At 69.0% G+C, this 9,417-nt stretch carries 9 protein-coding genes; 7 read left to right on the top strand and 2 right to left on the bottom strand.

The window, feature by feature from the left end; genetic code table 11:
* Positions 1 to 140: 140 nt before the first annotated feature.
* The 7 genes from ACFHWU_RS24640 (at position 141) to ACFHWU_RS24610 (ending at position 7,801) form a co-directional block, all read left to right on the top strand.
* Positions 141 to 1,262 (top strand): ABC transporter substrate-binding protein, encoded by a 1,122-nt coding sequence (locus ACFHWU_RS24640; RefSeq protein WP_416591720.1) that lies wholly within the window; start codon positions 141 to 143, stop codon positions 1,260 to 1,262.
* A 5-nt stretch (positions 1,263 to 1,267) separates the two neighbouring features.
* A complete protein-coding gene (locus tag ACFHWU_RS24635; RefSeq protein WP_416591719.1) occupies positions 1,268 to 3,037 on the top strand; it encodes an ABC transporter permease in 1,770 nt (589 codons plus the stop codon).
* Between the two features lie 106 nt (positions 3,038 to 3,143).
* On the top strand, positions 3,144 to 3,884 hold the full coding sequence (locus tag ACFHWU_RS24630; protein ID WP_416591718.1) for an aminopeptidase P family N-terminal domain-containing protein: 741 nt from the start codon (positions 3,144 to 3,146) through the stop codon (positions 3,882 to 3,884).
* A complete protein-coding gene (locus ACFHWU_RS24625; protein WP_416591717.1) occupies positions 3,881 to 4,339 on the top strand; it encodes a M24 family metallopeptidase in 459 nt (152 codons plus the stop codon). The genes ACFHWU_RS24630 and ACFHWU_RS24625 overlap by 4 nt, the downstream gene beginning before the upstream one ends.
* A gap of 4 nt (positions 4,340 to 4,343) precedes the next feature.
* Positions 4,344 to 5,708 (top strand): MFS transporter, encoded by a 1,365-nt coding sequence (locus ACFHWU_RS24620; RefSeq protein WP_416591716.1) that lies wholly within the window; start codon positions 4,344 to 4,346, stop codon positions 5,706 to 5,708.
* A 100-nt stretch (positions 5,709 to 5,808) separates the two neighbouring features.
* A complete protein-coding gene (locus ACFHWU_RS24615; protein ID WP_416591715.1) occupies positions 5,809 to 6,498 on the top strand; it encodes a GntR family transcriptional regulator in 690 nt (229 codons plus the stop codon).
* Between the two features lie 67 nt (positions 6,499 to 6,565).
* Positions 6,566 to 7,801: an MFS transporter gene (locus ACFHWU_RS24610; RefSeq protein WP_416591714.1), complete on the top strand. Its 1,236-nt coding sequence runs from the start codon at positions 6,566 to 6,568 to the stop codon at positions 7,799 to 7,801.
* Positions 7,802 to 7,962: 161 nt separating this feature from the next.
* On the opposite strand, the gene ACFHWU_RS24605 is transcribed toward ACFHWU_RS24610, so the two are convergent.
* Positions 7,963 to 8,370: a cupin domain-containing protein gene (locus ACFHWU_RS24605; protein ID WP_416591713.1), complete on the bottom strand. Its 408-nt coding sequence runs from the start codon at positions 8,368 to 8,370 to the stop codon at positions 7,963 to 7,965.
* 56 nt (positions 8,371 to 8,426) lie between these two features.
* Positions 8,427 to 9,356: an NAD-dependent epimerase/dehydratase family protein gene (locus ACFHWU_RS24600; RefSeq protein ID WP_416591723.1), complete on the bottom strand. Its 930-nt coding sequence runs from the start codon at positions 9,354 to 9,356 to the stop codon at positions 8,427 to 8,429.
* Between the last annotated feature and the right edge of the window lie 61 nt (positions 9,357 to 9,417).

The raw sequence follows: 9,417 nt of genomic DNA, 5'->3' as shown, positions 1-9,417 counted from the left end.
GGCAGCGACACGCCGAAAGTCGTCACCCGCCCACGGCCGACTTTGATACACGCCCTAGGGCGTTGCCAGGGCTGGGTGCTGTCGCTGGCGGAGCTCGTCGGCAAGCTCAACTCCGCCCCGGCCGCGACGGTGGTGCCGGCATGAGACATTGCAGAACGACCATGCTGAAGGTCACGGCTCCGCTGACCGTGGCGGCGTTCGCGTTGGCCGCCTGCGGTGGCGGTGACGACGCCGACGCCGCGACGACCGCTCTGCCGGAGGAACTCGCGGTGGCGTCGACGGTCGACATGACCGACGAGGAGTACGCCGAGTACCTGACCGCGTTGGAGGAGGCGTCGAAGGCGGAGGGTGGCGTACTCAGCTACTACTTCAGCGCTCCCGCCGCCGCTGCGGAGAAGCAGATCAATCTCTTCATCGAGAAGTACCCGTGGGTGGAGCTGGAGTACACCTCCGGCGGCACGCTCGAGCTGATCGAGCGCGTCATCACCGAGAACGCGGCCGGGCGCCCCAGCGCCGACGTCCTGCAGGGCGGGCCGCTGGAGGACAACACGTTGTGCCGCGACGAAGGGCTCTGCCTGGAGTACGACCCGCGTGGCGAGGCTGACCTGCCGGCGGACCGCGCCTACGCGGACTGCGGCTGCTCGGTGGCCGACTTCTTCACGTTCCACATCACCTACAACACCGAGAAGGTCACCGCGGCCGAGGCTCCCCAGACGTACGAGGACCTCACCGATCCGAAATGGAAGGGTCGGTTCGGCGTCAACATCGACCAGCTCGACTGGTTCGCCGGCGCGCTGGCCGAGATGGGTGAGCAGGACGGTCTGGCGCTGATGGAGGCGATCGCCGCCAACGAGCCGGTCGTCTACGCCGGCGCCGACGGTCTGGAGAAGCTGGCGGCGGGCGAGTTCGACATCGCGTTCCCGCAGAGCGCGACCCGTACGGTCCGGGACCTGATCGCCGACGGTGCACCGATCGAGATCGTCACCACGCCGGTGACCATCGCCCAGCCGGACATGTACTTCCCGCTGAAGAACGCGCCGCACCCGGCCACCACCCGGCTCTACATGGAGTGGCTGATGAGCGACGAATGGCAGAACAAGGTCGGCGAGGTCGTCGTGAAGGTGCCGATCAAGGAAGGTGCGCCGATCCCCTCGTCGGCCGAGGGCATCCTGGACAGCGAACTGTTCTTCGAGACCACCGACAACTTCGGTGACTACGACACCCGCGTCGAACAGCACCAGCCGATCTTTGTGACGGGCTGATCGACATGACCACCCTCGTGGACAGCTGGGCCCGGCTCACCACCGGTCGGGTCACCCGCTTCCCCGCGCTGCGGGGGGTCTTCACCCCCCGCAGCGTGGTCTACGGCCTGGTCCTGATCATTCTGCTGGCACAGGTGGCGCTGCCGATCGCCATCCTGCTGTTCACCAGTTTCAAGGACGCCCGACCCACCGACGCGGACTTCTTCTCCCTCAGCTTCACGTTGGAGAACTTCCGCGACGCGTTCGCCTCCGGCCGGCTGCTCAGCGTCACCTGGACCACGGTGCAGTTCGCCGGCGGATCCACGCTCGTGGCGCTGGCGCTGGGGACGTTTCTGGCCTGGATCGTCGCCCGCACGAACGCGCCGTTCCGCAACCTCGTCGGGGTGCTCACCATCGTTCAGATGGCGGTGCCGGGGATCCTCGTCCCGGTCGCCTGGACGTTCCTGGCCAGCCCGAAGATCGGGGCGATCAACGTGGCCTGGCGCAACCTCACCGGGACCGAGGGCACCCTGTTCAACGTCTACTCGATGCAGGGCCTGATCCTGGTCGACGGGCTGACCATGGTGCCGATGGTCTACCTGTTCGTGGTCACCGTCTTCTCCTCGATGAACTCCTCGCTGGAGGAGGCCGCAGAGGTGTCGGGAGCCTCGAAGCTGCGCGCGGTACGGGACATCTCGCTTCCGCTGGCGGCGCCCGGCATCGCCGCCGTGGCGATCATGGCTCTGATGCGGGCCTGGGAGGCGTTCGAGATTCCATGGTTCCTCGGGGTCAACGAGAAGATCTTCACCTACGCGTCGGAGATCTACCTGCGGACCAGCACACCGCCGAGCAACGTCGGTCTCGTCTCCACCTACGCGGTCTTCATGCTGCTCGGGGCCGTGGTGATGATCTGGTGGTACGACCGGTTCAACCAGGCGGGGGAGCGGTACGCCGTGATCAGCGGCAAGAACTTCTCCTCGGTACGGATGGACCTGGGCCGGTGGCGGGTACCGGTGGCCATCCTCACCTTCGCCGTGCTGACCCTGGTGATCCTGCTGCCGCTGTTCATGCTCCTGTGGATGTCGCTCAACCCGTTCTTCCGGCAGTTCAGCTGGGAGGCCGTCACGTCGCTGTCGCTGGAGTCGTACGTGGCCGCCCTGCAGACGCCCAACATCCTGCAGGGGTTCATGAACAGCCTGCTGGTCGGCGTACTGGCGAGCATCGGGGTGCTGACACTGTCCACCCTGGCGGCGTGGTTCTCGGCCCGGCGGGTACCCGGCGGCCGGCTGCTCTACCTGCTGACGTCGGTGCCGATGGCGCTGCCGAACGTCATCGTCGGCGTCAGCTTCCTGTGGATCTTCCTGATCACGCCGCTGCCGATCTACTCGACGCACTGGGCGCTGGTGATCGCGTACATCACCATCATCATCGCGGTGGTGTCCCGGCTGGTCAGCGCCCGCATGCTGCAGATCAGCTCGGAGTTGGAGGAGGCCGCGCAGGTGGTTGGGGCGAGCTTCGCCCGGGCGATCTGGACGATCGTCGTACCGCTGCTGTCGCCGGCGCTGCTCGCCGGCGCGCTCATCACGATGGTGATGAGCTTCCGTGAACTGCAGACCACTCTCTATCTCGCGGGACCGCAGACCCGCACCGCCGCGGTCGTCATGTTCGACATGGCCGGCGACGGACAGTTCTCCACCGTGGCGGCGTTCGGCATCGTCACCTTCGCCGTACTGCTGGTGGGTTTGGTCGGCTGCAACCGCCTCAACGCCCGGATGGGACTCGAGGGCGGCCTCTGAGGCCGCCCTCGGGCCCCGGGCCCTACCCCCTGCCAACCGGGCCCCGTGCCTGCCGGCGTTCACCGCCGGCCGGCGTCCACCCTTCGTAGCACTCTAGTGAGGACATATGACCACCACCGCCGCGCTGCCACTGACCGACCGTGACTATCCCCGCTTCACCGCCGCCGAGTTCGACCGTCGCGACGCCGAGATCCGCACCCGGATGGACGCCCTCGACCTGCAACTCGTCGTCGTCTGCGGCCGGGGCGGGCGTGACCCGAACGTGCTGTACCTCAGCGACTGGTGGTCGACCCGGGAAGCCTGGGTCCTGTTCCCTCGCCACGGCGACCCCACGATGCTGATCCAGCTGTCGAACCATCTGCCGCTGGCCCGGCGGATGTCCCGGTTCCCCGACGTGCGTTTCGGCGGCTCGGCGCCGACCGGCTCGGTCGACACCGCACCCACCCTCGTCGAATGCCTGCGGGAACGCGGCGTCTCGACCGGCCGCGTCGGCCTGGCCGGGACCGTCACCTGGCGCGAGTACGCCCGGCTCACGGCGGCCTTCCCCGGGGTGGAGTGGGTGGAGTTCGGCGGGCAGTTGGTCGATCAGCGCCAGGTGAAGAGCGCCGAGGAGCTGCAGCGGCTGGCCGTCTCGGCGCGGATGTGCGACGCGTCGGCGATGGCGATCGCCGAGCAGGCCCGGCCCGGCATGACCGAGCACGAGCTGGCCCGGATCATCGAGGACAGCTACCTGGCCGACGGCGGGATCAACGGCATCCACTTCATGGTGGCCACCCAGATGGCCGACCCGCGTGGCGGCGTACCGTGCCAGCACCAGTCCGACCGCCGGAGAATTCGGTACCGGTGACGCGCTCGTCGCGGAGCTCAGCACCCAACTACGCCGGCTACTCCGCCCAGGTGCTGCGTAGCTACACCGTCGGCGCGGACCCGACCCCGCTGTACGCCCGGCTGCACGACGTCGCGCTCGACGTGTTCGACGCCGTCCGCTCGGTGATCAAGCCGGGCGCGACAGTGCCCGACATCCTCGACGCGGCGGAGGTCGCCCAGCGGCACGGTTTCACCATCTACGACGACCTGGTGCACGGCTGCGCACAGCTGCCGGCCATCGTCCGCACCCGCCAGACCTACCGCGGCGAGCCGGAGGGTTTCGTGTACCGGGAGGGCATGTGCCTGGTGGTGCAACCGAACGTGGTGACAGCCGACGGCCTCGCCGGCGTCCAGTACGGCGAGATGTTCGTCGTCACCGCGTCCGGTCTCGAATCGCTGCACTCGGTGCCGCGCGAGTTCTTCCGGTGCGGCTGACCGCGTGACCGCCACCGACAACCAGGGACGCACGCAGCGCAGCGGGGCCGTCCGTCGCCGCCTGGTCATCGACGTCACCCCGCTGCGCGAGTCACCGGACTTCCGGCGGCTCTGGACCGGCCACGCCGTCGCCATCCTGGGTACCCAGATGACCAGGGTCGCCGTGCCGTACCAGGTCTACGTGCTGACCGACTCGACACTGATGGTCGGCCTGGCGAGCCTGGCGCAGCTCATCCCGCTGATGCTCTGCTCGCTGTTCGGTGGGTCGGTGGCGGACGCCGTCGACCGCCGCAAGCTGCTGGTGGTCACCGAGGGTCTGCTCGCCGTCGTGGTCGGCGGCCTGGCGCTGCTCGCGCTGCTCGACAGCCCGCCGATCTGGGCCATCTTCGTGCTGGTGGCGGTCACGGCCGGACTCTCGGCGCTGGAGAGCCCGGCGCGCAGCGCGGCGGTCGCCGGCCTGGTCCGTCGGCAGATCCTCCCGTCCGCGTTCGCGTTGAACCAGACCCTCACCCAGGTCGGGGCGATCGTCGGCCCGGCCGTCGCTGGCGTGGTCATCGCGGCGCTCGGCCTGTCGACCACGTACGCGCTGAACGTCGTCACGTTCCTGGTGTCCATCACGGTGCTCACCCGGATGCGGCCGATGCCGCTCGCCCACCAGGTGACCAAACCGGGGCTCAAGTCGGTGATCGAGGGCCTCACCTACCTGCGGAGCAAGCCGGCGGTGATGGGCTGCTTCCTCACCGACGTGAACGCGATGTTCTTCGGTATGCCCCGTGCGTTGTTCCCGGCGATCGCCCTCGGCCAGCTCGGCGGCGACGCGGTGACCGTCGGCCTGCTGCACGCGGCTCCGGGTGCCGGGGCACTTATCGGGGCCCTCACCTCCGGCTGGGTCGGGTCGGTGACCCGCCACGGGCGTGCCGTGATCATCTCGATCATCGTGTGGGGCCTGGCGATCGCCGGGTTCGGGGTGTCGCACTGGCTGCCGCTGACCATCGCCCTGTTGATGGTGGCCGGTGCCGCCGATGTGGTCTCGGCGGTGTTCCGGCAGACGGTGCTGCAGCTCAGCGTTCCGGACCACCTTCGGGGGCGGCTCTTCGCCGTGCACATCGGGGTGGTCACCGGGGGGCCGCTGCTGGGCGACGCGCGGGCCGGGGCGACGGCGAGCATCAGCAGCCCGGCGTTCGCGATGGTCTCCGGCGGGCTGGCCTGTGCGGCGGTGATGGGCATCCTCGGCTGGCGGCTGACCGCGCTGCGCCGGTGGACGCTCGCCGATGCCGATGCCGATGCCGATGCCGATGCGGGTGCCGTAACCGGTGCGGGTGCCGGTGCCGAACGCCGAGGACGGGACCTGACGTGGCGCAACGCATAGAACGTCGCAACCCCGATGGTCTGACGACTCGACTCTGTAGAATCGAGCCATCGGACGGTGCGCCGGGGGGGTGTACCGCGGCGTGAGGAGAATCGAGGGCATGGCAGTGGTGTTCGACAACCACGAGGCAACGTCCTTCGCCGGTATCTCGGGGACCGTCCACGAACGCGTCCGGGACTGGATGCGCTCGACGATCGTCGACGGGACGCTCAAGGCCGGGTCACGAATCGTCCAGACCGAGATCGCGCAGCTGCTGGGGGTCAGCCCCACGCCGGTTCGCGAGGCGATGCGCGACCTGGCCGCCGAAGGTCTGATCAAGGTCCACGCCCGGAAGGTTGCCACGGTCACCGCTATCGACGCGGACGAGCTGCGCGACATCCGGCAGCTGCGCGAGACCCTCGAAGCGCTGGCGGCCCGACTGTGCGCCGAGCGGATCACCGAGGCGGAGCTCGCCGAGGCCGAACGGATGCAGGAAGAGATGGAACGCGACCCGGACCTCGGCAAGTACGTCGAGTTGAATCGGACGTTCCACGTGTTCCTGTACAACGCGGCACGGTCGCCGCGTCTCACCCAGATGCTGCTGTCGCTGCGGTCGGCCACCCCCGGCATGCTCTCGGTGGCGTTCACCCGGTCCAAGGAGCGGCGGCTAGACGGGCTCGACGAGCACCGGCGCTTCCTGAAGGCCTGCCGCGACCGGGACCTCGACGCGGCGGAGGCGATCTTCCGTACCCACTCGTCTCTCGCTTTCGACGAGATGCTGGCCGTGCTGGAACGCCAGCCGACCGACTGACACCCCCGCAGGCACAGCCGGCGCGATCGTCCCAGCTGTCCCGGCCGTCCCCCGGCGGGGGTTGGTCATGAGCGGCGCCGACCGCCGACCGGCCCGGACCACGCTGGCCGCCGCCGTACCCCCGCTGCTGGTGTTCTTCAACCCGCTCACCCAGCTGGCGTACATCCCGATCTCGGTCGGCCTGGGGCGCAGTCTCGACCTGAGTCCGGCCCAGATCGGCATCACCATCGGCGCGCACAGCGTGGCCACGGCGGCCGCCGGTGTGCTCACCGGCCCGCTGCTCGACCTCGTTCCGGTCCGCCGGATTCTGCTTCCCGGGATGCTGGTCAACGCCGTCGTGTCGATCCTGCTGTGCCTGTACCAGAGCTACGCCGTCCTCACCGTCGGACGGCTGCTCACCGGCTTCGCCAGCGGTGCCGTGGCGCTCTGCGGGCAGGCGCTGGTGGCCGACCTGACCCAGGGCGACCCGAAGGCCCGCGACCGGGGTTACTCGATGTTGCAGAACTTCGTCAGCATGGGCACCGCCTCGGCGCTCGCGCTGGGCGCGTTCGCCGCGTCGCTTCGCCAGCCGGTCCTGGTGTTCGCGGTCGGCGCCGGCTACGCGACAGTCCTGCTGGCTGTCGTACTCGTCGCGAGACTGGGCCGGGAACGCCCGCCCGCAACCCACCCGGCCGACGTCGCGTTCGGGCAGCGGATCCAGCTGACGCTGCGGGCGATCCGCCGGATGCTGGGCGAACGCCGCCGCCGCTGGCTGATCCTGTCCAGCATCGGCATCGGCATCGGCATCGGCCTGATCATGCAGGGCAGTCACTTCGGCATCAGCGTGCTCCTCGACCGGCTCCCCGACCTGAGCACACTGGAACGGATCGGCGTGTCGATTCTCATCCCCTGTGGCGTCTTCACCGGCAGCTTCATCAACCGGATGTCGCTGAAGCGGATCAGCCGCGAGCAGTTGTTCACCCGGCTCTACCTGGTCATCCCGCTCGCGGCGGCAGCTTATGCGGCGGTCGCGTTCGCCGGGCTGGACGTGGTGGCCGTCGCGCTGACCCTGGTCCTGCTCGGCACCTGCCTGGGCGCGCTCATGCCGCTGTCCATGGCGATCAGTGTCAACTGGAACCCGGAACTGCGGGCGACCGCCGCCGCCACCGACTCCCTCTCCCGCAGCGTCGGCCAGACCACCGGCCCGATCGCGGTGGGCGCGCTGGTGGCCGTCGGCGGCGTCAGTACGGTCGGCGTGGTCGTCTTCGGCGCGACCCTGCTCGGGTTGGCCGCCTCCCGCAACATCTTCACCGCCAGGTTATGAGTGACATCAACCCGGCCCACGTTTGGTAGCCGGCAGCGGGTGAGCGGCAACGGCCAACGGGTTCGAGGTGACGCGACGGTGAGGCTATTCAGGGCGGTGGGGACCGACACGCTGACCTGCGGCGAGCCGCCGGTCAAGGCAGGCCCTGAATAGACCCTCAGTCACGCCGGACGGGTGTGCGGCAACGGCTCGACCTGCACGATCGGCGGGTCGCACTCGTCCCAGGGCCGGGTCAGCATCGCTACGAAGGACAGCGACGTGATCGAGTAAACGGCGTGCATCACGCCGATGGGCGTGCGGGTACACGTTCCCCTTGTGACATGGATGAACTCCTCCGGGCATTTGGGGTCGCTCGGATCGTCCTTGGTCACCAGCAATCCCTCGCCGTCGACGAACAGCAGATACTCCACGAAGTGCGGGTGGTAGTGCAGCCCGCGGACCTTGCTCGGGCGCATCGAGATGAGGTTGAACTCCAGCAGTGGCTCCGGTGGCACCCAGGTGAAGATGCCCCCCCGGCCATCTCGGACGGTGTCCAGGTTGCAACTCGGCGGCAGGACCTCGATCTTCATTACGCACTCCGCTCCCAAGAGGACCATCATGATGGTCGAGATCACGCCGATGGGAATCATCGGCTCCCGCCCGAGTCGCGTTTCAACGCGTCGTGCCAAAGCGCACGGACGGCTTCGGGCAGCGTCCGTCGCGGCGTCCAGCCGAGCAGGTCACGTGCCGGCCGGAGGTCGACCTGGGTCCAGTCCTCGGTGGCTGCGGCGGGGGTCGGGGCCGGCAGTTCGTGCACGGTAGCCGGCACCTGGCTGATTTCAATGAGCATGTTGACCAGCGCTCGCACCGAAACCGACTCCCCACGCCCGATGGCGATCGGGACGGTCGCGCTGGGCACCCGGGTCGCGGCCAGCACCGCGTCGGACACGTCCCGCACGTCGACGTAGTCCCGGCGGGCCTCCAGGGCGGTCAGCTCAATGCACGCGTGCCCGCCACGGTCCGCCGCCTCGACCAGACAGTCGGCTACCAGGCCGAGTAGGCTGGCCGGTGGTACGCCTGGCCCGGTGACGTTGGCCAACCGCAGCACCACTGCGTCCACCGTCCCGGCCGTAGCAGCCGACAGCACCGACTCGGTCGCGGTGAGTTTAAACCGGTCGTACTCGCTGGCGGACTGGGGCGACCGCTGGGCGGCTCCAGGCATGTCCGGCGATGCCAGCCGGTACTCCAGCACCGAGCCGAGATGCACGAATCGGGGCACCAACGAGGTTGACGCCAGCGCTGTCAGGATGGCCCGTGTCGCCCCGACGCAACTGGCTTCCAGACCACGTCCGGCCAGGCCCCATTTGCCGCCGGTGGCGTTGATGACGGTACCCGGGCGTTCGTCGGCGAGAATCGCGGCCAGCTCCGTCGCCCGTACCTGTAGGACGTCGACCGCCCGGAACCGATACCCGATGGTGGTCCTGGGCGGGTGCCTCGCCATGACGAGCACATCGTGTCCTGCGGCGACGAGGTCCTTGGCCACCTGGCGACCCAAAAAGCCGGTGCCACCGAACACAACGATACGACCGTTATTCACCCCTGCCTCCTGGCCGGCTCGCGCGCACTCGGCGCGGCTG

Origin of the sequence: Micromonospora sp. LOL_015, assembly GCF_048060275.1 — a bacterium.
Lineage (GTDB): Bacteria > Actinomycetota > Actinomycetes > Mycobacteriales > Micromonosporaceae > Micromonospora_E.
This window is presented reverse-complemented; position numbering and strand designations above follow the sequence as displayed.